Below are 25,707 nucleotides of genomic sequence, written 5' to 3' on the forward strand. Positions count from 1 at the left end.
TCTCAAATTCATTGAGTACTTCAATTGCACGAGTGCAAAACCGTTCAACTGGAAGTTTGAAGGCTTCAAGGATGGCTAACAAGCTGGCTGCTTACTTTTGCCAGCTTGCACTAGGAGCGGATAGATCAAGATTTTGTCGAAGCCTTGCGCTTTGATTTCTTCGAGAACCTGATGCGGCAGGAAGGGAGCGCAGAAATTAAACGCTTTGAAAACCTGGACGCGATCGCCCCACTTTTCCTGCAAGTTCCGCTCGATTCCCGCCCGCTGATGCTCAAAAATGTGGTTGTGCGGCGAGATAAAGTGATCGTGCTGATGGCTCCATTCGTGCAGATCAAACACGGCCAGCAGCTTCGCCAACGGCGGATAAATCCAGGTTGGCACGGGCGCAAACTTGGCTGTGAGCAGGTTTAAAGCTTGCTCGTTGTAGTTGGCAAAGTCTTCGTAGCTTTCGACTTCGCCATAGCCCATCAGCAGAACGGCGACGCGCCCAGAGGCGGCGAAGCCATCGCTGCCAGTTTCAGAGCTGAAAGATTCGGTATTAAGTTTTTCGGGCGTTGCAACCACCGGATGCTCCTCGATTCGCTTCTTAAAATTCAGTTTGCTTCCTACGCTAGCATTTCCCCCTGGGGAGCATCGCAGCGATCGAGCAAGAATTTATTTTATCGATAGAAAACTAAACGCTGCCTGAGCAGAAATCTCTAATCGCCTGTTTTCAAGATTGGCATCAAAATAGTACAAAAGTGCGATCGATTTCCCTGCCATGCTGCAATCTTCTCGCCAAGTTCCCCTCTCGCTGGCCTTGCGCCTGCTGCGATCGCCCGCTTCATTCAACGAAAAGGTGCAACTGTTGAGCGGTCAACTGCCGGATGAGTTGCCGATCGAAATTCCCTTGCTTGACCAAGCTCAGCCGATCGCCAGTTTTCAACAGGGACAGAATTTTGTGATTTTGTTGCAGATTGACCAGCCTGTTTTGCATTTGCAAAGCGCGTATTTTAATCGACTGCGGGCGATCGGATGGCTTCAGTGCTACTCGAAGGAAGAATGGATCGACTTCAACCTGTTCACTGCTACTGACATGCCTCGCGATCGTCTTCCTGCTCGCCTGACGTTTTGTTACCGTCCGCTTTCTCTGATGCTGATTTTGGAGACGCGATCGACTAGGGCAAATATCACACTGGTTCGGCTCACTCTTTCTGCCAATGATCCGTTTAACTTCGATTGTTATGAAGAATGGGAGCGCAGTTTTCTCAATTTGCTGCCGCTGCCGCAACTGATTCCGCCGCCGGAGAGTGAAGTTCCACCTTCAGCGGCAAATCTGCCATCTGACCGATTGATCGCCCATCGCGGAAGGAGAGGCGGCGGATCGGAAAAAAATTGGTATAGTAAATCGAATTTGCGAACGTCGCTGAGCGGTTCGGCTCTACTCGCGCATTACGAAGCGCAGCTAATTCAAGCAGGCTGGACGCGACAAGCGGGTGAAGCGCTCGATCGCCTGTTGTGGAGCGCTTGGACGTTGCCCGATCGATCGCTGCAACTGCTGCTGAGCTTTCTGAGGGATGACGAATTGACCGATCACTACGCGGCTTCGCTGCGACTGTTGAATCTGAATAGTTTTGATGAAATGACGCTGCTAGATTTCGATCGAGCGATTGCACCAGTCGGATCAATTCCAGAAGCAATCATCTGGCAACTTTCAGCCGATGACTTTACAACTGCTACAACAAAGCGGCTGTGGATCAATCAGCTTCCGCCTGAATTTCCGAGTGCGATCGAGTTGCCTGCCGAAACGGAGATTGTGGGCAGTTTGTTGGAGCCGGAACAGGAGGAAGGCGAGGGCGATCGATTTTCTATATTTTTGATTGCACCGCTCACATCCGATCAGTTCTGGCAGCAGCTTACCCGATCGCTGCTTCGTTCTGGCTGGCAGGTATTAACACACCATACTGGCTGTGACTTAGGATTTATCGCGACTGAAAAACGCTGGCAGTCAGATACCTTCATCAGTCCGACTGGCGAGGCGGAATGCTACGTTTCGCTGGAAACCGTGGAGCGTCACTGCTTTGATCTGCGGCTGAACTGGTGTCCACGATTTTCAGATGAGCTAAACCAAGAGCTTGCCGCCAGAATTGCCGATCTGCCTACGATCGCTCTCGACCCGCCTGAGCCGAGCGAAGCTACTTCCTCAGAGTTTGACCTACCTGTCCCCACACTCAGACCACCTGAGCAAACGGAAGTGATTCAAAGCGGAGGCTATGAAGACTTCTCGTCTTCCGCCTACATCACAACGGCACTGTCAGCAGCAGCATTAGCTGCACACTATCAGGCGGAAATGCAGCAGGCGGGCTGGCAATCGCAAGCAAGCAGTCAAAGCAAAAACTGTTATTTCAGCTTGTGGTCGCTGACCGTGCAGAGGCGATCGTGCCAAGCAACGTTAAGCCTGATCGCGCATCCAGACCGGAGCGATCGATTCACCGGATTTTTGACCGTTGCATCGATCAACCCTGACCTAGCGTAAGTGCTGCGATCGATGACGATACGATCAAGTTTCAGGCTGTCCATCCTCATTCCTGCGCCGATGACCGCTGCCAAACCGTCTACCTGGCAAATTGCCTGCATTCTTTTGATCGGAATCCTTTCTGTTTCAACTGCTGCCATCTTCATTCGCTTAGCGCTGGCCGCCGCCGAAACACGAGGCGCGGGGTTCAGTTTGGTTTTGGCGGCATCGCGGCTGAGCTTGGCGGCCTTGATTTTTGCTCCGGCTTGGCGAAATTTTTGTAGAACAGGGTTTCAACAGCAGGCGTTGCTGTATTCGATCGCATCGGGCGTTTGTTTGGCGCTCCACTTTGGAACGTGGATCACCTCGTTGTCCTACACGTCGATCGCAGTTTCGGCAGCACTCGTGACGACGAATCCAATTTGGGTGGCGCTCCTGTCGTGGTTCTGGTTCAAAGAAAAGCCGACCGGAATGACGACTGTTGGCATTGCGATCGCGCTGACGGGCGGGCTGCTGATTGGGCTGGGGGATAGTGCTTCCACACTGGGAGGCGACCAGCCCTTGCTAGGAAATTCGCTGGCCTTGCTCGGATCGTGGGCGGTGAGTCTTTATTTTTTGCTGGGGCGCGAGGCGCAGAAATGCGGATTGTCGATCGCCACTCATGTCGTCGTTGCCTACACGACGGCTGCACTGGTGCTCCTGCCCTTGCCGCTTGTGTTTGGAGCGAGCTACACAGGTTATCCTCCAACGGTCTACTTGTGGATTGCGCTGATGGCCGTGTTTCCACAGGTAATTGGGCACACCAGCTTCAACTGGGCGGTGCGCTGGGTTTCACCAACCCTGGTGACGCTGGTAATTTTGGCGGAGCCTGTGGGAGCAGGACTGCTCGGTCTTCTTGTTTTTGGCGAAAATCCGGGTGGAACGGTTTTGATCGGCGCGTCGATTATTTTAGTGGGAGTGGCGATCGCTGCTTTGGGAGCCAGAACTTCTGTAGTAACTGGCTCAACTGAATAAGCAGCGATCGCTCTTTGCTAAAACGAAATAATCAAATAGCCGTCCTGAAACTTCGCGCCGCTCACCTGACGACCGCGCAATTCTGGCGGCAAAAAGATATTGCGTCGCTGATCGCCTGCTTCGACCGTGACTTCGGGGCCGTATTGCGTCAGCTTCACTTCTTTTTTGTCGAATCCGGGTAGGAACAAGCTGACTTTGCGATCGCTCACATTTACGGCGATCGGGCGAGGAGCCTGCGCCGCTTGCGTCAAGTCGGGTAGGGCGTTGACGATTGCTTGCCAGTCGCCGCCGGATCGAGCGGGCAATGGGGCGACGGGTAAGGGCGAAAATTCGCTCGTCAACTCTTCGGGCATTTCGGAATGGTTGAGCAGAACGCCGCCGATCGTCAGGCCAGATTGCTGAGCGCTGCCCCACAGATAGCGGGCAGTGGCGATCGCTTCGGGTGCAGCAGTCGTGACGAGATAAGCCGCGACGCGATTGGGATCGGCAAGAGCGGCTTTACCCTGATCGAGGATGTTCGTAACTTGCTGAGCGGCAGGCTGATTGAACAGATCGCCAGAAGTCCAGTTGACGTTGAGGACGGCAGCAGCGATCGGCTGAATAAACGGCGTCACGGTTTTGCCCACATCCGAGTCGGCAAAAACTTGGCGGAAACGACGGACATACCAGCTTAGAACGTCGGGCATTGCCAGCATTCGCAGCGTCATCTGGTCGCCCGTGCCGTCGTAGATGATCACGTCGTACTGGTTGCTGGCGTCGTATTCGCGCAGAGCGTTGAGGGCGAGAGCACTGTCCATTCCAGGGAGGACGCCGAGTTCTTGCCCGTAGACCGATCGCAAAAAGGGCGATCGCAAATATTTGGCTTCTTGCTGCTTGAGTTCTTCCCAACTGCGTTCCAGCAGCGAGGTCATCTGAAGCTGAACGGCAGACAAATTCGGTTCGATCGTCTGCGGCTCTGCATTCAGAAGCTTTCCGACGAGCAGGCTAAACGCAGGCGTGGGATCAAGCCCGACCAGCAAAACGCGCTTTCCTTCGGCAGCAAAACGCTTGGCAGCGGCGATCGCCACTGTTGTGCGTCCGGTTCCTCCCTTGCCCAAAAATGTCAGAATTAAGCTCATCGTTTCCTCATCACTCGCATTAGTTTTATGCTACCGATTTGAGCGGAAAGGATGCCTCTCCAGCGAGGTACGGTTTGAGCGAACAGTTTTTGTACGGTTGCCGCTAGGCCATCACCTGAAGCTCGTCTTCAAAAAACCAGGTAGAATATTTGTCTTCAAACTGGACGATCACGCCGATGCCTTTGCCGTCCACGAGTTTGAAGCCTTGAATCTCCCCGACTTGGCCGAGTCGCTGCACCAAATTTTGCGGGGATCGATCGCGCAACCGCCGCAGCCGTACCTTCTGACCAATTTCCATCACCACTCCTGCCAAAGAATCAAAATTTAGTCTATCAGGATGGTGACAATTTTTAATAATCACGAAAAAAAGCTGCTACTGTAAAAGCTGCCGAATGGGGAAACGCAATGCTGGCAAAGCGAATTTTGCCTTGCCTGGACGTGAAAGCCGGACGAGTCGTGAAGGGAATCAACTTTGTCGATCTGCGCGATGCGGGCGATCCCGTCGAGCTGGCGCAGGTTTATAACGAAGCGGGCGCAGATGAACTGGTTTTTCTCGACATCACGGCGACGCACGAAGATCGAGACGTGATCTATGACGTGGTGTATCGCACGGCGGAGCAGGTGTTCATTCCGCTCACGGTCGGCGGCGGCATCAGTTCCTTAGAGACGATTAAGAAATTGTTACGAGCGGGAGCCGATAAAGTCAGCATTAACTCGGCTGCGGTACGCCAACCTGACCTGATCGATCGAGCCAGCGATCGCTTTGGCGCACAGTGCATTGTGGTGGCGATCGATGCTCGTCAACGTCCCGATGGAAGCGGCTGGGATGTGTTTGTCCGAGGCGGACGCGAGAATACAGGTTTAGATGCGATCGAGTGGGCGGCAGAAGTGGCACGGCGCGGCGCGGGTGAACTGCTGGTGACGAGTATGGATGCGGACGGAACGCAGGCGGGCTATGACCTGGAGTTGACGCGGACGATCGCCCAGCAAGTGCAAATTCCCGTCATTGCTTCGGGAGGAGCGGGCAACTGCGATCACATTTTGGATGCGCTCACGACCGGACAGGCAGAAGCGGCTTTGCTGGCGTCGCTGCTGCATTACGGGCGTCTCAGCGTGGCGCAGATTAAGCAGCATTTGGCGGCGCATCAGGTTCCAGTACGGCTGTAGCATTTCGATCCTGCCAAGTGCGATCGCCGCAAGACGACATCTATCAATGGAAAGACCTGAAAAGAAAGTTTCCTCAGTCGGGATGAGATTCGTTACAATTAGGAAATATTACAAATCGTTGCGCCAGCTTAAGAAATGCTCTTTATTCTGATCATCGTCGTCGCGCTCGTCGCTTGGGCACTGCATCTGATGCAGGAAGCGATGCATCGTCGTGAATTTTCTTTGATGCTGGCTGGCTTTTTGGTGTCGATGGCGGCAGCAGCAATGATGGCTGTCTATTTTCTCATGGGTCACTATGTCGGATATCTGTCACAGGTGGCCGATCGCGCTGCACTTTACAATGAGTCGATTCAGTGGGCCGCCCCGATCGAAACTTGGTCTACGCCTTGGGCAGATGCCGCCGATCAAACGCTTGAACTGAGTTTCGATCGCTTTTAGGCTCGTGCGATCGCGGTTTGAACTGGTAGATTGTTGGTAAAATTACTTACAATTTGTGAATTGGACTCGGTGCATTCTGTCTTCGTTGACGATCGAGAATTTTTCAAGGCAGCGTTAGAACGATCGAAACCCTGTCGAAACTAATGACAGGGTAAGAAACGCAGAAATGAGAACTCTGCTGACAAAAGAACAGCTTCAGGTTGCATCACGTCAGGTTGCATCACGATAGAAACCCAGCCGTTGCTGAAATGGCTGCTTACCGTAATGGAAACGAATCCGCGCTGTGACAGTTCTATTTTGCTAGCAAGCCAGTGGATGTCAGTCGATCGCCCGCTTCGATCGGGGTTGGAATGCCGAAGGAAAATGGTCATGGACAGCACCGCAGTAACCGATATTAGCCGCCAACTTATGAGCCTAGAACGCCCGCGCAAGCCGAAAATGCTGGTCGTCGATGACGAACCGGACAATCTCGACTTGCTCTACCGCACATTTCGCCGCGATTTTCAAGTGCTGCGAGCTGAAAGTGGCGCATCTGCCCTGGAAATTTTGGCCGCAGAAGGTGAAGTGGCCGTGATCATTTCTGACCAGCGAATGCCGGAGATGAAAGGAACCGAGTTTTTGAGCAAAACGGTTCCGCAGTTTCCCGACACGATGCGAATCATTTTGACAGGCTTCACAGACGTTGAAGATTTGGTCGAAGCGATCAACTCTGGGCAGGTCTACAAATACATCACCAAGCCTTGGGACCCCAATGAGCTAAAAGCCGTTGTGCAGCGAGCCGCCGAAACCTATGAACTGTTGAAGCAGCGGACGGAAGAGCTGCGACGGGCACAAGCGCAAACCGCACTGCTGAGCGCGATCGTTCAGGTTTCGCAGCAGTCGAGCCGCCCGGAAGACTGCCTCAGCCCGATCGCTCACGCTTTCGGCAAAAACTTTGAGGCCGATCGCTGCATTCTGCAACTGGTTGAGCATCAAAAAGTTGCGCCTGCGGCGGGAACCTACAATCTGGACAGCAATCAGAACTGGCTGAGCCAAGATCCCTTGGTGCAGCAGGCGATCGCCGCTAAGCGAATGCAGGTCGCCGTGAATGTGCCGACGAATCAAGATTTGTCGCAGGTCGCGCACTACTCAAATACGGGAATTCAAGCGCATTTGGTAACGCCCGTGATTTTTCAAGGGGAAGTGCTGGCGGTGCTGTCGCTTCAGTGGGCACATCCTTGTACGCTGCGCGAAGATGAACTAACGCTGCTGGAGCTTTCGTCGCAACAAATCGCGCTGGCGTTGGTTTGCACCCGCTATCGTCCGGCTACGGTCTAAGTAACGTCGCGTCACGGCGTTGTGTAGGATTAGAGTTAGCCATCCTACTGATTGATTTGTGAGCGATCGATTTGTGAACGTGCCGCCCGCCCCAGAAATTCAAGCAATTTTCGATCGCATCGCTCCGGTTTACGACCAGCTAAACGATCGCCTCAGCTTCGGTCAGCATCGCGTTTGGAAGCAGATGACCGTCAAGTGGAGCAAGGCTGCGCCCGGAATGACCTGTCTGGATGTGTGCTGCGGCAGCGGTGATTTGGCGCGACTGCTGGCGAAACGAGTCGGCACGAGCGGCAAAGTGGTCGGCGTGGATTTTTCACCTGCTCAGCTTGAGGTGGCGAGAAAGCGCTTTCCCGGATTCGGCACGGCAACGATCGAGTGGATCGAAGGTGATGCCTTAAGCTTGCCGTTCCCCGATGCCCAGTTTGAGGCGGCGACGATGGGCTATGGACTGCGGAACGTGACGGATATCCTCACCAGCCTGAAAGAACTGCGGCGCGTCCTCAAGCTTGGTGCAACGGCAGCAATTCTCGATTTTCATCGGCCTGAGAGTCCGGCAGTCCGCACTTTTCAGCAGTGGTATCTGCAAACTATCGTGGTACCTACGGCACAGCAACTCGGCCTGACCGAAGAGTACGCTTACATCAGTCCGAGCCTCGATCGCTTTCCCGTTGGTGCTGAGCAGGTAGAACTGGCTTTGCAGGCGGGATTCGCTCAGGCGAAGCACTATGCGATCGCAGGCGGCATCATGGGTGTTTTGGTTGCAACCGTCTAATTCCTCATCCCCCTCGTTCCGCGATGGAATCGAACCTCTGGCTTGTTCTGGCTCCTCCCGTCGTTGGTGGCATCATCGGCTACTTCACCAATGACATTGCGATCAAAATGCTGTTTCGCCCGTATCGAGCGCTCTACATCGGCGGGCGACGAGTGCCGTTTACACCTGGATTGATCCCCAGCAACCAAGAGCGATTAGCGAAGCGCGTAGCTGACACGATCATGGGATCGCTACTCACGCCCGCAGAATTACAAAATTTGGCGCGTCGCCTGCTGCAAACCGAGCGGATGGAAGCGGGCGTGTTGTGGCTGCTGAAGCTGGCGATCGAACAATTGCGGAGCGATCATGAACAAAAAACCGCCAAAGTGGTTGCTCACATTCTGCAAGATTTGCTGGGCGAATCGCTGCCGCGCTTGGTGAAAGTGTGGGCACGCCAGGAAGATTTCCTCGAAGCGCAGATCAACCAGATTTTTGACAAGGTGCTGCTGGAGCTTCAGCTTACTGAGGGACAGGCCGATCAGCTTTCTAACTGGCTGTTGCAGGTGGTTTTACCGCCGGATGTGATTCGACAGGCGATCGTCGATTTTTTGACCGATCGCAATATTCAAGTCATCGATGAAGGCTTCCGCGAAAAAACCAGCGGCACGTATTGGGTGGTCGCCAATTTGTTTGGCCTGCGAAACGCTTTGACGCGACTGCGGACTTACTGTCTGGACGAGCGCGAGGCCAGTAACGAACGACTGGGCGAACTGATGCGATCGCTGGGTGTCCAAAACCGTCTGCGGGAATGGCTGCAAAACGTTTCGCTGCAAAATTTGCCCGTCTCGACCGTGCGGCAACTGCGGAAAACGACTCGCGACACTGTGCGCGGCTATGTGCAAGAGCGCGGAGCGGATTTACTTCAGGGCTTGAGCGAATCGATCGACTGGGATAATCTCGCGCATCTGTTGCTCGATCGTCTGCAAGCGTCGGAAGCCGTGCAGCGATCGCTTGAACCTGTCAGCCGCGAACTTGCCCTCGTTCTGGAGCGGTATTTGGAGCGAGATTTGGAAAAAATTGTCGCCCAGGCGATTCCAATTTTGGATATCGATCAGGTGATTATCGATCGCGTCAAAGGCACATCCCCGCGAGAACTGGAGCAGGCGATCAATGGCATCGTCAAAAGTGAACTTCAGGGAATTGTGAATTTGGGAGGAATTTTGGGATTTGGGATTGGCATTTTGCAATCGCTGACGCTGTTTTTGCGCTAGCTGTCCGGATTGTGCCTCACAACACCAGAAAGCGATCGACTGAGCTACCCTAAAAATCGCACCTGTTCGATCGCCACACCGTCATGATTATCACCGTTGCCAGCTTCAAAGGCGGCGTGGGCAAAACAACAAGCGCCATTCACCTTGCCGCCTTTTTGCAGACGGATGGCGACACCTTGCTGATAGATGCTGACCCGAATCGATCGGCTTCCAACTGGGCAAGTCGCGGCATGTTGCCGTTTGCCGTTGTCGATACCTGGCAGCCGCCGCGCCGCCACCAATATCAGCACGTCGTCATTGACACGCAGGCGCGACCTGTACCCGAAGATCTCAAGATTTTGGCGGATAGCTGCCATCTGCTTGTGCTGCCGACGACACCAGATACGCTCTCACTGGAAGCACTCGTTCTGACGCTGGAATATTTGACGGCGATCGGAGCCAAGCGCTATCGCGTCTTGCTGACAATTACGCCGCCCAAACCGAGTCGCGAGGCGGAAAAGGTGCGATCGATGCTGACTGAAGCGGGAATGCCGCTGTTTGGTGCAGATATTCGGCGGCTGGCCGCTTTTCAAAAGGCGGCTCAGGCGGGCGTGCCCGTGTACGGCACGAAAGATCCAAGAGCTGAAGAAGGTTGGAAAGACTATCAGAGCGTGGGTCGAGAACTGCTGGAGTTCTAAGGCTGAACCGCTTGAACTGACGCTTGCACTTGCGATTTGCCCAGTTCGCGCACGAGTCGTTGGGCTTGGTGTTTGTCGAGCGAAATGGGAAGCATGGAGGGAATCAGGTTCATCGTCGTGCGGGCGATGCCCCATTAAAGGCCGCAGAAGAGGCGGCTCATTCGGAGGCACTTGTTGAAGATGTGCTTCTGACAGTTGAAACCGCTGCGCCTAAACTTTGCTGTCTTGAGCGTAGCGGTTTGTACAAAGACTTGTGGAACCTAATAAAAACAGGACGCAAAAAATGAAATGCGTCCTGCTTGAAATTTGATTCAAAGATTGAATTTAGCTAACGGTTGCGAGTTCCGGTTCGGGGCGTTTGCTGTTGCGGATGCCTTCGATCGCAGCGGCGTAATCCGGTGCTTTGAAGACGGCTGATCCGGCCACGATCGCATTGGCTCCGGCTTCTAAAACTTGCCAGGTGTTGCTGCCTTTCAAGCCGCCATCGACTTCGATCCAGGGGTCAAGGCCGCGATCGTCACACATTTGGCGGAGCTTGCGAATTTTCGGCAGAACGGCGGGAATAAAGCTTTGGCCACCAAAGCCGGGGTTGACGCTCATGATCAAGACGAGATCGCACTCTTCAAGAACGTATTCAATCAAGTCCAGGGGAGAACCAGGGTTTAGTACAACCCCGGCTTTTTTGCCTAATTCGCGGATGTGACCGAGCGTCCGATGCAAATGTCCGGTTGCATTGGTTTCGGCGTGAACATAGATGTGGTCGGCTCCGGCTTTGGCGAAGTCTTCGACGTATCTTTCCGGTTCGACAATCATCAAATGCACGTCGAGCGGCTTTTGCGTTACGGGGCGAATTGCTTCGACAATCAGCGGGCCGATCGTAATGTTGGGAACGAAACGGCCATCCATCACATCCACGTGAATCCAGTCGGCTCCAGCGCGATCGACCGCCTGAATTTCTTCACCTAAACGGCTAAAGTCGGCAGATAAGATCGAAGGCGCGATCACGATCGGCTTAGTGGACGTGGAGTGGCTCATGGCTTCAGATTCTCTTTAGGATTGGCATCTCGTAATCAGTGTAACAAAACCCGCCCATCCCCTTTCGTAAATTCTTCAACAAGAAGTCGATCGCGATCGATTTCGTAATTTTCCGAATGCAGCAAGCTGAATCCTAAAATCGAACGGGGATGCGCTCTTCACTGTTGGGAAGCATGTTAGGGCGAGAAGCATGTTACGGTAATCGCAGTTCGTCTTCCGCATCATGACGCAGACTGCTTCAGACGCGATCGTGGTTCCACCAATGGATCGCTACAATCAACAGCTAATCGACAATTTGCATCCGCCGGATTGGAAGAATCCTACGCCGAGCGATCACTACAATCTGGTTGTCATTGGGGCAGGCACGGCGGGATTGGTGACGGCAGCGGGCGCGGCACTGTTGGGCGCAAAGGTTGCTCTGATTGAGAAGCATTTGATGGGTGGCGACTGTACCAATGTGGGCTGTGTGCCCTCAAAGGCGATGATTCGATCGGCCAGAGTTGTCGCAGATATTCGCCGAGCCGAAGCATACGGAGTTGCAGCGAGTGACCTGTCGATCGATTTTGGGCGCGTTATGGAGCGCTTGCGGCAAATTCGTGCCACGATCAGCCCGCATGATTCGGCCAAGCGATTTCAAACGGAATTTGGCGTGGATGTGTTCTTCGGTGCGGCGAAATTTGTGGCAAGTGATGCAATCGAAGTCGCTGGAGAACGACTTAAGTTTCGCAAAGCCGCGATCGCGACAGGCTCACGTCCTGCCAGTGTGCCGATCCCCGGATTGGAAGAAGCGGGATATTTAACCAATGAAACGATCTTTCAGCTTGTCGATCGCCCCGCAAAACTAGCCGTGATTGGTGCGGGATACATCGGCTGTGAACTGGCGCAAACTTTTCGCCGCTTGGGGTCGGAAGTCGTTTTGATCTATCGAGGCGGTCGCATTTTGACGCGAGAAGATGCGGATGCCACTGCGATCGTGCAGACGAGTTTCGCGCAGGACGGGATTCAGCTTCGACCCAATTCGCAGATCGATCGCGTCGATCGGCAGGGCGATCAAAAAATTTTGCATCTCCAGAGTGAACAGATTGCGGTCGATGAAATTCTGCTTTCAGTGGGTCGATCGCCCAACATCGAGAATTTGGGATTGGAGGCGATCGGGGTTGAGGCGAATTCGCGACAGGGCATTGTGATCAACGATTTTCTGCAAACGACGAATCCGCGCATCTACGGCGTTGGCGATGTCTGCATGCAGTGGAAATTCACTCATGCCGCTCACGCTGCCGCCCGCATTGCCATTCAAAATGCTTTGTTTTCGGTGGCAGGCATTGGACGCAAGCGGCTGAGTGCACTTGTGATGCCGTCCTGCACCTACACCGATCCGGAAGTGGCGCAGGTTGGACTGCAACCGCACGAAGCCGAAGCACAGGGGATCGCGATCGACACCTTCCAAATTGATCTTCGTCGCGTCGATCGCGCTTTGATCGATGGCGAAACGGCGGGATTTGCGAAGGTTCACGTCCGCAAGGGAACCGATCGCATTGTCGGCGCGACGATCGTGGCTCGTCATGCTGGCGATTTGATTACGCAAATTACCTTGGCAATGACGAACGGCTTGGGACTGCGAGCGATCGCCAACACGATTTATCCCTATCCAACTCAGGCCGAGGTGATTCGCAATGCCGCTGACGCGCACGGAATGACGCTGCTGCAAAAGCTCAAGCCGATTACGTCGCGCTGGATGGCGTGGCAGCGCTAGCGAACTCGAAGCAGGCAACAACCGGATTGTGATCGCTCATCGTCTCCCACCCGTCGATTAGCACTTCGCTCGATTCGAGATCGCGATACCAGACAGCAGGCGCAAAAATGCCGTCACAGTGATACGGATAAGTTGGCTCTCGGCTCCAGCGCAATGTCTGCGCGAGTTCGCAGTTGGGATTCGCAGCTTGCCAGCAGTTGATTAAGCCAAATTCGCGCTTGATGCGACCCAGCACGCCCATGTCTGACCAGTCGATCGGCTGCTCTGCTTCGCGAACGCTCACACACAAATTGAAATCGCCACCAATCACCAAATCGTAATCATCTTGAAATCGATTGGCGATGAAATCTAAAATCTGATTGACTTTTCTGGAGTAGGGCGGCGGTGCGTGAATGCTGAACACGCGCAATAGTCGATCGGAGATCAAACCACTAATTTCGGCTCCAGCGACCCAGCCCGCAAAATCGTCAATGGCGATCGATTTCACCTCGCCTCGCGAAACATAAATTGCGCTGCCCCAAGCTCGACCTTCAACGGTTTGCCAAACGATATTGGAGCGATGAGCGGCATAGAATTCTTCAGTTAAATAGATTTTGGGATCGCAAGTTTCTTGCACCAGAAATAGATCGGGATCGACCTCTGCAAAAATTTCTTGCCAGTGCGATCGATTGTGTCGATTGCCGCCAAAGCGCAAATTGTAGGTCGCGATGTTCATCGATTGCCCAGCGTTTCAAAGCGAACAAGACGAATATTCTAGCGTTGAATCCTGCAATTGCTGAAAGTCAAGTTTCTCGATCGCCAAAACTTTAAACTATTGTCGGATTTTCGCCTACTCAGCAATTTTCAGCGACAGGCCAGATAGCGCGTGCTAGTTTTGGGAAACCTAAGTAGCAGATGGCCGCTGGAATCTAGACTGGCCTCGATCGCCAGTGGCTAGGCGACACTTTCAAACCTCAAATCTTTACACAAGCCGCACACAAGACGCAATGATCAGCGAAAATCAGCCACCCAGCTTTTCAACAACGGTTTCCGAAGCAGTTTGCCTCATTGAGCTACCGCCCCTGCTCACGGTTGTTGAAGCGGTCGCCTTTAAAGACAAATTTGAGCAGTTAATTCAAACGGAATCGCTACCCGCCAAGATTGTCTTCGATTTTCAGCAAACCGCCTTTATTGATAGCAGCGGCATCGGCGCTTTAGTGATGTGTCTTAAGGCAACTCAAGCGAAAAAGCGAGAATTAGTGCTGCGTAACTTGCGACCAGAAGTTCAAAGTACCTTGGCGCTTGCTAGCCTCGATCGCCTCTTTACAATCGAGCAGGATACAACCATCCCCGCTCCTGTTTTGCCACAGTCCACGATCGCGCCGCCGATTCATCCCTCAGTCACCTCGCTCACCAAGCGCTGCATTGATATTGCGGGCGCGATCGTGGGGTTGAGCATTACGGCTGTGCTGTTTGTGCCGCTCGCGATCGCGATTAAGCTCGACAGTCCTGGCCCAATTTTGTTTTCGCAAACGCGCTGTGGTTTGATGGGTAGACGCTTTCAACTGTGGAAGTTTCGATCGATGGTTCCGAACGCTGAAGCGCTAAAAGCCCAAGTCAAAAATCAAAACGAAGGCGCATTTTTTAAGAATGACAATGACCCGCGCATTACGCGAGTGGGACGATTCCTGAGAAAAACCAGCCTAGATGAACTGCCGCAGTTTTGGAACGTGCTGCGTGGCGAAATGAGTCTGACAGGTACGCGCCCGCCGCTGCCCGATGAAGTCGATCGCTATGATGTTCCTAACTGGCAAAGGCTGGATGTCAAACCGGGAATGACCGGAGAATGGCAGGTGAACGGGCGATCGAGCGTGCGTAATTTTGAGGATGTTATCGCGCTGGATTTGCGCTATCAAGAACGTTGGAGCTTGAAATACGATTTGCAGCTCATTCTCAAAACCATCCTGGTTCTGTTTCGCAAAAGCGATGCATTCTAGATTAGGGGAAGCCGCTCAATGAATTGTGCTCGGTAGGGTGTTGCAATGGCACAGCTTGATAGCAACAGTCAATTACTGCATGAGTCTCACCTGCAAGTCGAAACCGATATCCATCAAATCCCGCATCTCTTGCAGTGGTTCGCCCAGTTTAATCAGCCGCCCTTGTCTGAGCAGTTGTGGCTGCAAGGGCAGATTGCGCTCGTAGAAGGATTCACGAATGCGGCGCGTCATGCCCATCAGCATCTACCTCGTCAAACGCCGATCGATCTGGAAGTCAAGGTATTTCGCGATCGCCTCGTGATTGCCATTTGGGACGAAGGCGCGGCTTTTGATCTCGAAGCGCTGATGGAGCAGACTGAACTGCGCCTTGCCGATCCGCTGCAACAAGCTGAGCATTGGGGCGGCGTTCTCATGCAAAAGCTGAAAGACCAGTATGGCTGGCAAATTGCCTACCTCTGCCCAGAAAGACATTCAGGCGATCGCAACTGTTTATTAATGCAGAAAGCATTCACGAGTAGTCGCTAATAACCCCAAAAATTTGCCTTCTGTCCACTGTTCAGGCAGTAGACGCAATTGCAAATCAAACTCTGCAACCCAGTGTCATCCGCTTAGCGATCGGCACTGGATTTTTATACCAACTGTCTGAAAAACAGGTGAGCTGCATAAACGGTCGGGGTCGTGCCTCGACAATCATCTGCTTTTTCAGGAAGATTCTGCTCGGAATCGATAATTCATCAAGGTTTTGTGCCAAAAGGTTGAAATTTCGGCGGATCGATCGCGAAATTGCGAATAAGCAAGCTAGGATACAGCTAGCGATGCGGTTCCCTCCGTATCGATGCTGAATTTTCCACTTTCATGGGCCGAAGTCCATCTCGTTACTACAAAGCTTCTCCGTAGCGCGGCGAGCAGTGTCTCCCAGCGCGGGGGAGATACAGGAGATTGCCATGCTGACGCAAGAAAATCGGGCTTCGCTGACCGAAATTGACGATTTGAATCGGCTCAAAAGCGAACTGAATCAGCTTCCGGCTGTGGATGTTGGCGATTATATTGAGGAATTGCCTCCAGAGCGGCAGGCGATCGCCTTTCGGCTCTTGAACAAAACGCAGGCCAGAGACGTATTTGAATATTTGCCGCCAGATTTGCAGGAATCGCTGATTAGTTCGCTCCATGCGGCACAGGTGCGGCAAGTGGTCGAAGCAATGCGCCCGGATGCGCGTGCCGAACTGTTTGACGAACTGCCTGCCCGCGTCGTGCGCCGCCTGCTTGACCAGCTTAGTGCAGAAGAAAGGCAGGCGACGGCAACAATTTTGGGTTATGCCGAGGGCACGGCAGGGCGCGTAATGACGACCGAGTATGTCCGTTTGCGCGAAGGCTTAACGGTTGGCGAGGCGCTCAGCAAAATTCGCCAAACTGACCAGGACAAGGAAACGGTTTACTACGCCTACGTGACCGATGACTACCGAAAACTGGTGCGCGTGGTGTCGCTTAGACAGTTGCTCTTTTCGATTCCGACGGCCTACATTCGCGATATTGCCAGCGATCGCGTCATCCGCGCTCGGACGGAAACGCCGCAGGAAGAAGTGGCGCGGCTGATGCAGCGCTATGACCTGATTGCCGTACCTGTGGTCGATCGCGAAGACCGCTTGGTCGGCATCATTACGATCGACGACGTGATCGACATTTTGGAAGAAGAAGCCACCGAAGATATTCAAAAACTTGCAGGCGTCAGCGGCGGGGATGAAGCCGCCTTGTCGCCGCCACACGTCACGATTCAAAAGCGCCTGCCTTGGCTGCTAGGCAATATTGGCCTGTATGTCGGTGCGGCCAGCGCGATCGCGCCGTTCCAAGGCGTCATTTCCCTCGTTCCTGTTCTTGCTGTGATCATGCCGATCTTGTCAAACACCAGCGGCAACGTGGGCATTCAGGCGCTATCGGTGACGGTGCGCGGTTTGGGGGTTGGCGAAGTCACGCCCAAAGATACCCTAAAGATTTTGCGTAAAGAAATTCTGGCGGGCTTGGGAACGGCTGCCGCGCTCGGTTTAGCGCTGGCGATTCTCTCGCTGATCTGGTCGCCGCCGAATGAGCGCTGGGTAGCGATCGTGGCCGGATCGGTGATGATGATCAACGTTGTGGTAGCAGCGACGATCGGGACACTGTTGCCAATGGGCTTAAAGCGCATTAACCTCGATCCAGCTTTGATCAGCGGCCCTTTGCTGACAACAACGCTAGATGCAGTTGGCTTTCTAACGTTTCTTTCGTTGGTTTCGATCGCGCTCCAAATCTTTCGCTAGCTCGATCCGGCGCTTTCTCGATCGGGGTGGTTCGCACCGAAAGGTTGTGCCTTGCCTTGATCGAGAAACGCGGGTCAACGCGCTCTGGTGCTTCATCATTCATGAAATTCCTAACAGACAAGCGACTGCTAACGCTCTAGCTTTCATCTTGCGTCTGGGTCGGCTGAATCGATCGCCTGAACCTGCAACTCAAATGCGAAGTGCGACTGCACGCCAACCGTTTTGAGTGTTCCTGCGATCGGCGCAGTTTGGCGCGGTGAAGGGCTGGCACACAAGGCAACATGGCGATCGCTGACGGCCAAACCCTGCGTCGGGTCGTAGCCGCGCCAGCCTGCACCGGGAAGATAAACTTCTGCCCAAGCATGGAGGTCGCGCCCAGAGGAGGCGAAGCCATCGGTTTGGTCAGGATCGCCTTCCTGATAGCCGCTGACAAATCGAGCCGCGAGATTGATCGCTCGACAAACTTCGCAAAACAAAACCGCAAAATCTCGACAGGAACCCTGCTGCGATCGCCAGGTGATTCCAGCAGGATATGGATCGCCACTTTCGCGCAGTTCATAGCGACAGGTTTTGTAGATGCGCTGGTTGAGTTCAGTTAAAAAAGCGATCGTATTGCCTTGCGTCGCCTGAAAAATCTCTTGTGCCAGCTCGATCGCCACTGGATCGACGCTGCCCAAATAACCTGTCAGATACGGTTGAAGCTGGATTGAAAGCGAAATGGGATAGTCAATTGGCAAACTCGTCGCCCAAGGTTCCAGCAGAAAATCAAACGGATTGGTGCGAAACGTTTCGACCTCCGAAGTCGCCATGATCGTCAGCGACTCGATCGCCGCTGCAAAAGAAATTTGCGTGACTTGATTGCCATCGAGATCCAGATTTTCGATCAGGCGGGCAGGCTGGGGATCGATCGCCCAGTGAAAAGAGTGCACCTGCTGTGCAGCATCGCAACGAGGTCGCAGCCTGAGAACATGCGGCGCAAGCGAAACAGGAGCGCTGTAGGTGTAGATCGATCGATGCTGAATTTTGTAGCGCAAGGAAAGGTGTTAGGGATTGGGGGTTGGGTGGAGGGCAAAAAAGGTTTCGTAGATGGTGAGGCCAACTTGATTGATGCCGATTTGCAAATCGTCGAGAAATTCGTGCAGACCGCGCTGAATGATTTCTTCAATCGTCACATAGTCGAGTTGCGATCGCAGTCTACCGAGTGTGCGCTCGACCGGATTTGTCCAGGTTCCAGCCGGAACTCCGGTAATTTTACAGAGCGACTGTTCGGCTTGCAAGAAACAGAACTGAATCGATCGCGGAAATTCTCGGTTGAGAATCAAAAACTGCGCTACATCTTGCGGTGTAATTCGGCGGATCTGCTTGCGATACATTTCGTAAGCGCTAGCCGATTTCAACAGGGCGATCCACTGAAGCTGATCGAGCGTCGTGCCAACATCGCTAACCGTCGGCAGCAGAATGAAATATTTCACGTCGAGAATTCGCGCCGTTTTGTCCGCCCGCTCCAGATAGCGGCCAATCTTGCCAAAATGCCAGCCCTCGTTATGCGACATTGTGGCATCCATCACGCCCGCAAACAGATGACTCGCCAGCTTCACCTGAGCAAAAAAGCTTGACAATTCCGAAGGTCGATCGCCCGTCGCCGCCTCCACCATCAGATAAAACTCATTCACCTGCTCCCACATTTCTGAGGAAATGATTTCACGAATCGATCGCGCATTTTCCCGCGCCGCACACAAACACGACAGAATCGAATTCGGATAGCTGCGATCGAACGTCAAAAACTCGATCACATTTTCCGCCGTCGCCTCGCCATATCGTTCCTGGAAAGCAGTGCGATCGCCCGTCGTAATCACTAGGGGCTTCCACTGCTGCGTCACTCCGGCAGGCGAATCCAGCAGCAAATTCAGATTCACATCCACAAACCGAGCGACATTTTCCGCCCGTTCAATATATCGGTTGAGCCAGTAGATCGAATCGGCAACACGGCTGAGCATAAGAGGGGGATTGGGGGTCGGGAGAAGGCAGAGAGGTAAGCGGGCAACACGAGGGTTGCGGTCATCACAGCCAATGCGTAGCGCTACATTGACACCTACAGACATGCCCTTGCGTGGGGGTCAGGGGGAAGGCACTCCCCCCTGTGGGGTTGGAGGTGTGTGTGGGGGCAACCCCAACACTCCACTGGCTCGGAAACAGAAGGTAGCCCTAACCGAAAAAAGCTGTTTCCCTCTGGCAATCCAAACTAAGAAAACTTCTCGGTAATCCGTCGCATCGCCTCCGTTACATTTTCCCGACTGTTGAACGCCGAAATGCGGAAATAGCCTTCACCCGCCGCACCAAATCCTGATCCCGGTGTGCCAACCACATTGCAAGTGTGCAGCAGCTTATCAAAGAAATCCCAACTCGATAGACCATTCGGCGTTTGCAGCCACACATACGGCGCATTCACCCCGCCAAACACCTTGATCCCCGCACTGGTTAGCTGTTCACGAATCATCTTGGCATTTTCCATGTAGAAATCGATCAGCGATCGCGTTTGCGCCTGACCAGCGGGCGAATACACCGCCTCAGCTCCGCGCTGCACAATGTACGACACGCCATTAAACTTCGTGGACTGCCTGCGATTCCACAGCTTCCACAGTTCCACAGTGGAGCCATCCGCCGCCTTGCCTTTCAGCGATTTTGGCACAACCGTCAGCGCACAGCGAGTTCCCGTAAATCCGGCATTTTTCGAGAAAGAGCGAAATTCGATCGCACAGTCCCGCGCTCCTTCAATTTCATAGATCGAGTGCGGCAAATCCGGATCAGAGATGAACGCCTCATACGCCGCATCAAAAAAGATGATCGACCCGTTCGCCTTAGCGTAGTTCACCCAATCTTGCAAATGCGCCTTGGTTGCCGTTGCGCCCGTCGGATTGTTGGGAAAACACAAGTAAATTAAATCGACTTTTTCAGTCGGAATTTGCGCGGTGAAATTGTTTTCCGCCGTGATCGGCAGATAAACCAAACCGCCATATTCACCGCGATCGTTCACCTCACCCGTATGCCCCGCCATCACATTCGTATCGACATAAACCGGATAAACCGGATCGGTGACGGCGATCGCATTCTCATCGCCAAAAATATCGAGAATATTTCCCGTATCGCACTTCGAGCCATCCGAGACAAAAATCTCATCCGCGCTGATCTCACAGCCCCGCGACTGAAAATCATGAGCCGCAATTTTTTCGCGCAGCCAAGCATAACCCTGTTCGGGACCATAGCCTTGGAAGGTGGATCGATCGCCCATCTCCTCCACTGCCTTGATCATCGCCGTCCGACATGCTTCCGGCAGCGGTTCCGTCACATCGCCAATTCCCAATCGGATAATTTTTGCATCCGGATTCGACTGGGCAAACGCATTGACGCGCCGCGCAATTTCGGGAAACAAATAGCCCGCTTTCAGCTTCAGATAGTTGTCGTTGATGGTTGCCATGATCAAGTGTTACGAACTTGCAGCTAGTTTACCGTCCGAGCGGCGATGTAAACTAGCGAATTGGGGCGATCGAGTTGCAGATGCAGTTCGATCGCCCCAGCACCAAAAGAAGATTAGGAAACCGATTGCACTGACAGAGCCGGATAGTCGGTGTAGCCTTTGGCATCGCCACCGTAGAACGTGTTCACGTCCGGCGTGTTCAGCGGCGCATTCAAACGGAAGCGCTCAACCAAATCCGGATTGGCGATAAACAGTCTGCCGTAAGCGACCAGATCTGCTGCGCCTGATGCGATCGCTTCGTTGCCCTTCGCCAAATCGTAGTCGCTAGCGACGATCAAATTGCCCTGATAGATCGATCGAAAATATGCCGTCGGAATCGCTTTGCCGCCATGTCGGGCATCGGCTTCGCTCGGATCGATCAAATGCAAATAGGCCAGATTGAAGCGATTCAACTGCTCAACCACATAGCCAAACGTCGCTTCGGGATTTGAGTCGCGCATATCGTTAAACGTGCCGCTGGGCGACAGGCGAATGCCGACGCGATTGCTGCCCCAAACGCCGACGACTGCTTCGGTGACTTCCAGCATTAGACGAGCGCGATTTTCGATCGAACCGCCATAGTCATCGGTGCGCTGATTGCTGCCGTCGCGCAAAAACTGATCGAGCAAATAGCCATTTGCGCCGTGAACTTCCACACCGTCAAATCCCGCTTCCAGCGCGTTTTTTGCACCTCGGCGATACTGCTCCACGATGCCCGGAATTTCCGATCGATCGAGCGCTCTAGGCGTGACAAACGGCTTGCTGCCCTCATACGTGGAGGCCATGCCCTGCGGCGCGATCGCACTGGGAGCCACAGGCAACGCGCCATCTGGCTGCAAATCGGGATGCGAAATCCGCCCCACGTGCCAAAGCTGCAAGAAAATTCGTCCGCCCTTGGCGTGGACTGCCTCCGTTACCAGCTTCCAGCCTGCCACCTGTTCGGGCGAATGAATTCCAGGTGTGGCCGGATAGCCCAAACCTTGTGGTGCAACCTGCGACGCCTCAGTGATCAGCAGTCCGGCAGAAGCTCGCTGAGCGTAGTAAATGGCGTTGAGTTCGGTGGGAACGTTGCCCGCTGCGGCACGATTGCGCGTCAGCGGAGCCATGACGATGCGATTGGGCAGGCGGTACGCGCCAAGATCGATCGGGGTGAAGAGGTTTTTTGCAAGGTTCATAAATGGGTGTAGGTGTTGAGGAGAGACGCGAGATCTCGCGTCTGTACGGGGATTAGGCTGCGGCGGGGAGGAGGGCGTTGAGATGGGTGGCGATCGTATCAGCCGTCACAACGCCAACAATTTGATCGATCGCTCGTCCGTTTTGGAAAAATAGCAGTGTGGGAACGGCCTGCACGCCGTAGCGCGTTGCCAGTCGCGGATAGTCATCAACGTTGAGCTTGGCAACGAAAGCGCGGCCTGCAAAGTCTGATGCGATTTGCTCCACGATCGGGCTGAGCATTCGGCAGGGGCCACACCACGCCGCCCAAAAATCAATCAGGACGGGCTGAGCGCTTTGGAGAACCAAGCGATCGAAATTTTCATCCGTCAAAACAACTGGACTGGTTGTCATTGCAAAACTCCTGGAAATTTAACGGGCACGAATGATGCGGAGCATCAAGCCAGTTAGTAGTTAAACGTTCATTTAACTAAACGATAGCGAGGTTATCCTGAATAGTCAAGTAGTTGTTTAACTACTGAAGTGAGGCAATCGCCCTCTACAATAGAAAGAAATTGTGAAACCATGTCTGACGCTTCGATCGCCACACCTGCCGAAATTGAAATTCGCGCCAAAATCTTCGCGGCGTTGTCTGACCCGACTCGCCTGCGCGTCGTTGAACTGCTCAGCGAGACCGACGAACTAAGCTGCTCGGAAATGGCTAATCGGCTTGGCATCAGCTTGGCGCTGTTTTCGCATCACTACAAAACGCTGGCGGAAGCCGGACTGATTTTGACGCGCAAAGAAGGTCAAACCAAATACAATTCACTCAATCGCGATTTGTTGATGCAATGTTTCGACAGCTTTAAGTCGGCTGCTCCTGAAAAAGCTTGATGCTAAGACGGATCGACAGCAATGCGATCGACCCGAATCATGATTCATTTCAAGACAGCGGCAGAAGCCGTGAAATCAATTTCCGGCTGAAAGCGTAAACCCATTCAAATGGGTTGGGAAATAGTGGTTTGAGTCCGTTGAAACGAACTGGAGCTTTGAGCGTTGGAAATTCATTTCCGGGCGCTAATGCGGCAGTCCTGTCAATGGTCAGATGCATTTCTCTACAGGGGAGGGGTGCGAAACTGCTGTAGCAGCGCTCAGCCTTTTGGATGCGATCGCCCTAGCCCAACCGCTGCCGCGCTCGATCGATATGATGCAGTCCTAATCGTGCCTCACCCGATCGCACCCATTCCACCATTGCCGCTGCTGCGATCGCCCCAATCTGCCCTCCAGTCAGCGGCCATTTCGCCAACTGCGCCCAAGGGAGATGGCGATCGATTGCTACCTCTGCCGGAAACGCTTGTCGCCAAAGACGCTGACGATCTGGCGGAGACGGCAGTGGAAAATGCAACACCTGAAACTGCTGCTGCCAAGCCGGACGAATCGGCTGCGTCGATCGCGTTTCTAGCAGCGTAATGGCCTGTTGTCGCTGCCGCAGCAGTTGCGTCAGAACAGTGGAACTGAGGCGAGCGGAGCGGCCAAACCACAACTGCGCTTCGGTAATCAGCAGCACGACAGGCGCGGCAGACAAAATTCGCTCAATCAGCGGCAGGTCTGCTTCCGGCTCTACGATCGCCAAATCCACGCTGGTCAGCGGCACAAGCAGGGCATGAGCGATCGCTTCGGCTGCTCGTGTTTTTCCTGTTCCGGCTGCACCCGTCAGCAAAACGGCTGGATGGGCAGCACTGACGCCCCAATCTTCAAGCTGCGATCGAGTTTGCTGCTGATGCACAATTTGCTTGAGCGATCGCAGCAGCGTAGGCGGCAGCACAAGCTGATCCCATTTCGAGGCACAGACGCGGAAATTCAGCTTGGTCGCTCGCGGCTGCACTAGACTTTCGAGCTTATCGATCGAAGGCTGATCGGCCAGCACATAATCGATGAGGGCGCGATCGAGCTGCACCGTTTGCGCCAGCAGCGTTTCCGAATCGGCGGGCAACAGCCGCAGCAGTCCATATTGTCGCAACAGCGATTGACCTAAGCGGCTGCGGGCATCTCGCCAGTCTTGATCGGTGCGGCAGAGCAGCCGCAGCGCCAAATCAACCGTCGGCAGATCGCTGGCGATCTCGTCTTGCAAAAAACGATAGAGGCGAGCGTAGCGGCGATTGATTTCCGGCGCGATCGCCAGCAGAATCAAATTCTTTTCAAACAGGCTCAGCTTGAGGCGATCGCGCAGCAGCGGCAATCCCAGCGCGACACCTTGCTGCAACGAAGCCGACGTGCGAGCGTCTATCTGCTGCTGATGGCTGCCTTGTGAAGCACGCGACGGCTTGCGGATTTCATCGTGCAGTTCAGTATCCAACGCGATCACGCCTTTCCACCAGTGGCTTGTGACGCGATCGGCCTTGGACTGCGCGAGGCGATCGAGGTCTTTGATCTCTTTGCGCTGCCGCGCCACCGTCAGCATCAGCAGGCGATCGAGCCAGTGCAGTTCGGCCTTGAGGTAAGTCCAGTTGTCGGCAAACGCTTCTGCCGCATTGTGCAGCACCATAGTCGATTCCGCCAGTTAATCAAGAGAATCGGTGCGGGTTCGGCTCATGACGCGCAAAAACTCCAGCGGCAGCCCGTCGGTGTCGGCAATGAACGCCACTTCGTAAACGCGATCGCCAATGATTTGCTGGGTGGGCGGCAGCAAAATCTTTAAGGGCGGCAGCGTTGCCGATTCAGTAAACTTTGTCTCAAGCGCCGAGAGCCAAGCGGGAAGATCGTCCGTGCGATCGCTCAAGTCAAACGACAGGTGATAGTAGCCTGTGTAGTGTTCGTCCGAAAACGCATCGGCAGTCGGATGCGGGCGCGGCACCTGCAAAAGCTCGATCCGCCCGTTTAAGCCTTCCATCCAGCAGGCCAGCGTGATTCCGGCTGTGAACCGCTCACAAACCGTGAAGCCCAAGAGTTCATAAAAGGCGATCGCCTGGAAGATGTCTGCCGTGCGAATCGAAGCATGATGCATAGGTGTTGAAATGCTCGCATCTGATACTTCTAGTGTAGACATGGCGATCGGGGGCGAGACCAGAAAACGCAAATCGCCCCTATTTCAGAGGCGATCGAACGGAAAAAGGTGATTGGTGCAGTTCAAGGCAAGGCACAAAACGAGGCACATGCTTCGGGATCAAACAGCGGCAGCTTGAGCAAAACGGCGATCAGGTCATCAAGCTGGGCGTAGGGTTTGCCGATGAACAAGCAGTTTTCAACCCAATACAAAGCAGCATCGTCAATCCGCATCATCTTCAGCATACAGCCGCGATCGGCAGCAAGTTGAGCAACATCTAAGAGTCTGTAAGTCATTGCGGATGACCATGAGGAAGGGAACACTGATGTAGATAATTTTTTCATAAGAACTCTTAATTCTCCCTCGGTATTTCTCACAATTTATACAGTTTTGATGCGATTGCTTCTCGGTTGAATTACGGGTGAGCTTTATGAATGCTTTTGACGGTGAAGATTACCTGTTTTCCACTCATGATGTTCTCCTTGCCACCCAACAGTTTCTAATTGCTCAACTTGAACGTTGAGATATTGAGTAGAATTGCGTGAATCAACAACTTGCCCAAATCAAGAATCTCTTTGATCTCATACCAAATTCGAATCGGTGCAAGGCAGATGGTTCAGACTAACAGCAGTCGTTGCGTGTGTCTTTGTAAGGGTGGGTGTCCCCTCAGTTCGGCTTGACGAAAGCTTGGATGAA

General features: G+C 53.7%; 25 protein-coding genes and 1 pseudogene. 13 read left to right on the forward strand and 13 right to left on the reverse strand.

Annotated features, from left to right (window positions below; translation table 11 throughout):
• Nucleotides 1–108: 108 nt before the first annotated feature.
• Nucleotides 109–564: pseudogene (locus H6F67_RS20540) on the reverse strand (ferrochelatase); the annotation flags it as partial.
• Between the two features lie 196 nt (nt 565–760).
• Between H6F67_RS20540 and H6F67_RS20545 the strand changes: the two are divergent.
• Both H6F67_RS20545 and H6F67_RS20550 read left to right on the forward strand, forming a co-directional pair.
• On the forward strand, nt 761–2,515 hold the full coding sequence (locus tag H6F67_RS20545) for a hypothetical protein (protein WP_190768512.1): 1,755 nt from the start codon (nt 761–763) through the stop codon (nt 2,513–2,515).
• A gap of 60 nt (nt 2,516–2,575) precedes the next feature.
• The gene (locus tag H6F67_RS20550; RefSeq protein WP_190768513.1) at nt 2,576–3,508 is read left to right on the forward strand and encodes a DMT family transporter; all 933 of its coding nucleotides are present in this window, start codon (nt 2,576–2,578) and stop codon (nt 3,506–3,508) included.
• Nucleotides 3,509–3,525: 17 nt separating this feature from the next.
• Here H6F67_RS20550 and H6F67_RS20555 read toward each other — a convergent pair whose 3' ends face one another.
• Nucleotides 3,526–4,626, reverse strand: a complete 1,101-nt coding sequence (locus tag H6F67_RS20555; RefSeq protein WP_190768514.1) for an ArsA family ATPase — start codon at nt 4,624–4,626, stop codon at nt 3,526–3,528.
• 103 nt (nt 4,627–4,729) lie between these two features.
• The gene (locus H6F67_RS20560; protein ID WP_190768515.1) at nt 4,730–4,924 is read right to left on the reverse strand and encodes a DUF2862 domain-containing protein; all 195 of its coding nucleotides are present in this window, start codon (nt 4,922–4,924) and stop codon (nt 4,730–4,732) included.
• A 107-nt stretch (nt 4,925–5,031) separates the two neighbouring features.
• On the opposite strand from H6F67_RS20560, the gene hisF reads away from it, so the two are divergent.
• From hisF to H6F67_RS20590, 6 genes are all read left to right on the forward strand, one after another.
• The gene (gene hisF / locus H6F67_RS20565; protein WP_190768516.1) at nt 5,032–5,793 is read left to right on the forward strand and encodes an imidazole glycerol phosphate synthase subunit HisF; all 762 of its coding nucleotides are present in this window, start codon (nt 5,032–5,034) and stop codon (nt 5,791–5,793) included.
• Between the two features lie 135 nt (nt 5,794–5,928).
• Complete coding sequence (locus H6F67_RS28385; RefSeq protein ID WP_313926877.1) at nt 5,929–6,231, forward strand: hypothetical protein; 303 nt, start codon at nt 5,929–5,931, stop codon at nt 6,229–6,231.
• A gap of 363 nt (nt 6,232–6,594) precedes the next feature.
• Nucleotides 6,595–7,548: a response regulator gene (locus H6F67_RS20575; protein ID WP_396798621.1), complete on the forward strand. Its 954-nt coding sequence runs from the start codon at nt 6,595–6,597 to the stop codon at nt 7,546–7,548.
• A 58-nt stretch (nt 7,549–7,606) separates the two neighbouring features.
• The gene (ubiE, locus tag H6F67_RS20580) at nt 7,607–8,320 is read left to right on the forward strand and encodes a bifunctional demethylmenaquinone methyltransferase/2-methoxy-6-polyprenyl-1,4-benzoquinol methylase UbiE (protein ID WP_313926878.1); all 714 of its coding nucleotides are present in this window, start codon (nt 7,607–7,609) and stop codon (nt 8,318–8,320) included.
• A gap of 23 nt (nt 8,321–8,343) precedes the next feature.
• A complete protein-coding gene (locus H6F67_RS20585) occupies nt 8,344–9,570 on the forward strand; it encodes a DUF445 domain-containing protein (RefSeq protein ID WP_190768517.1) in 1,227 nt (408 codons plus the stop codon).
• Nucleotides 9,571–9,653: 83 nt separating this feature from the next.
• Nucleotides 9,654–10,247 carry a ParA family protein gene (locus H6F67_RS20590; RefSeq protein WP_190768518.1) on the forward strand — a complete coding sequence of 198 codons (594 nt, stop codon included), beginning with the start codon at nt 9,654–9,656 and terminating at the stop codon, nt 10,245–10,247.
• A gap of 324 nt (nt 10,248–10,571) precedes the next feature.
• On the opposite strand, the gene rpe is transcribed toward H6F67_RS20590, so the two are convergent.
• Entirely contained in the window at nt 10,572–11,282 is a 711-nt protein-coding gene (rpe, locus tag H6F67_RS20595) for a ribulose-phosphate 3-epimerase (RefSeq protein WP_190768519.1), read from the reverse strand.
• 223 nt (nt 11,283–11,505) lie between these two features.
• On the opposite strand from rpe, the gene H6F67_RS20600 reads away from it, so the two are divergent.
• Complete coding sequence (locus H6F67_RS20600) at nt 11,506–13,035, forward strand: mercuric reductase (protein ID WP_190768520.1); 1,530 nt, start codon at nt 11,506–11,508, stop codon at nt 13,033–13,035.
• Here the strand turns inward: H6F67_RS20600 and H6F67_RS20605 are convergent.
• Nucleotides 13,004–13,750 (reverse strand): endonuclease/exonuclease/phosphatase family protein, encoded by a 747-nt coding sequence (locus tag H6F67_RS20605; RefSeq protein WP_190768521.1) that lies wholly within the window; start codon nt 13,748–13,750, stop codon nt 13,004–13,006. The genes H6F67_RS20600 and H6F67_RS20605 overlap by 32 nt on opposite strands.
• Nucleotides 13,751–14,021: 271 nt before the next feature.
• On the opposite strand from H6F67_RS20605, the gene H6F67_RS20610 reads away from it, so the two are divergent.
• From H6F67_RS20610 to mgtE, 3 genes are all read left to right on the forward strand, one after another.
• A complete protein-coding gene (locus tag H6F67_RS20610; RefSeq protein WP_190768522.1) occupies nt 14,022–15,011 on the forward strand; it encodes a sugar transferase in 990 nt (329 codons plus the stop codon).
• Nucleotides 15,012–15,056: 45 nt separating this feature from the next.
• Nucleotides 15,057–15,536: an ATP-binding protein gene (locus H6F67_RS20615; protein WP_190768523.1), complete on the forward strand. Its 480-nt coding sequence runs from the start codon at nt 15,057–15,059 to the stop codon at nt 15,534–15,536.
• 419 nt (nt 15,537–15,955) lie between these two features.
• On the forward strand, nt 15,956–17,302 hold the full coding sequence (gene mgtE / locus H6F67_RS20620; RefSeq protein ID WP_190768524.1) for a magnesium transporter: 1,347 nt from the start codon (nt 15,956–15,958) through the stop codon (nt 17,300–17,302).
• A 143-nt stretch (nt 17,303–17,445) separates the two neighbouring features.
• Here mgtE and H6F67_RS20625 read toward each other — a convergent pair whose 3' ends face one another.
• The 5 genes from H6F67_RS20625 to trxA form a co-directional block, all read right to left on the reverse strand.
• Nucleotides 17,446–18,336: a transglutaminase family protein gene (locus tag H6F67_RS20625; RefSeq protein WP_190768525.1), complete on the reverse strand. Its 891-nt coding sequence runs from the start codon at nt 18,334–18,336 to the stop codon at nt 17,446–17,448.
• Nucleotides 18,337–18,345: 9 nt separating this feature from the next.
• Nucleotides 18,346–19,299, reverse strand: coding sequence for an alpha-E domain-containing protein (locus H6F67_RS20630; RefSeq protein WP_190768526.1), 954 nt, complete (start codon nt 19,297–19,299; stop codon nt 18,346–18,348).
• A gap of 245 nt (nt 19,300–19,544) precedes the next feature.
• Nucleotides 19,545–20,777 carry an LL-diaminopimelate aminotransferase gene (locus tag H6F67_RS20635; RefSeq protein WP_190768527.1) on the reverse strand — a complete coding sequence of 411 codons (1,233 nt, stop codon included), beginning with the start codon at nt 20,775–20,777 and terminating at the stop codon, nt 19,545–19,547.
• Nucleotides 20,778–20,890: 113 nt separating this feature from the next.
• The gene (locus H6F67_RS20640; RefSeq protein ID WP_190768528.1) at nt 20,891–21,991 is read right to left on the reverse strand and encodes an alkene reductase; all 1,101 of its coding nucleotides are present in this window, start codon (nt 21,989–21,991) and stop codon (nt 20,891–20,893) included.
• Nucleotides 21,992–22,043: 52 nt separating this feature from the next.
• Nucleotides 22,044–22,382, reverse strand: coding sequence for a thioredoxin (trxA, locus tag H6F67_RS20645; RefSeq protein ID WP_190768529.1), 339 nt, complete (start codon nt 22,380–22,382; stop codon nt 22,044–22,046).
• Nucleotides 22,383–22,553: 171 nt separating this feature from the next.
• On the opposite strand from trxA, the gene H6F67_RS20650 reads away from it, so the two are divergent.
• The gene (locus H6F67_RS20650; RefSeq protein WP_190768530.1) at nt 22,554–22,862 is read left to right on the forward strand and encodes a helix-turn-helix transcriptional regulator; all 309 of its coding nucleotides are present in this window, start codon (nt 22,554–22,556) and stop codon (nt 22,860–22,862) included.
• A gap of 280 nt (nt 22,863–23,142) precedes the next feature.
• Here H6F67_RS20650 and H6F67_RS20655 read toward each other — a convergent pair whose 3' ends face one another.
• From H6F67_RS20655 to H6F67_RS20665, 3 genes are all read right to left on the reverse strand, one after another.
• The gene (locus H6F67_RS20655) at nt 23,143–24,513 is read right to left on the reverse strand and encodes an AAA family ATPase (RefSeq protein WP_190768531.1); all 1,371 of its coding nucleotides are present in this window, start codon (nt 24,511–24,513) and stop codon (nt 23,143–23,145) included.
• Nucleotides 24,514–24,528: 15 nt separating this feature from the next.
• Complete coding sequence (locus H6F67_RS20660) at nt 24,529–24,972, reverse strand: VOC family protein (protein WP_190768535.1); 444 nt, start codon at nt 24,970–24,972, stop codon at nt 24,529–24,531.
• Nucleotides 24,973–25,094: 122 nt separating this feature from the next.
• Complete coding sequence (locus H6F67_RS20665; protein WP_190768532.1) at nt 25,095–25,307, reverse strand: hypothetical protein; 213 nt, start codon at nt 25,305–25,307, stop codon at nt 25,095–25,097.
• Between the last annotated feature and the right edge of the window lie 400 nt (nt 25,308–25,707).

Source organism: Microcoleus sp. FACHB-1515 (genome assembly GCF_014696105.1).
GTDB lineage: Bacteria > Cyanobacteriota > Cyanobacteriia > Elainellales > Elainellaceae > JAAUTJ01.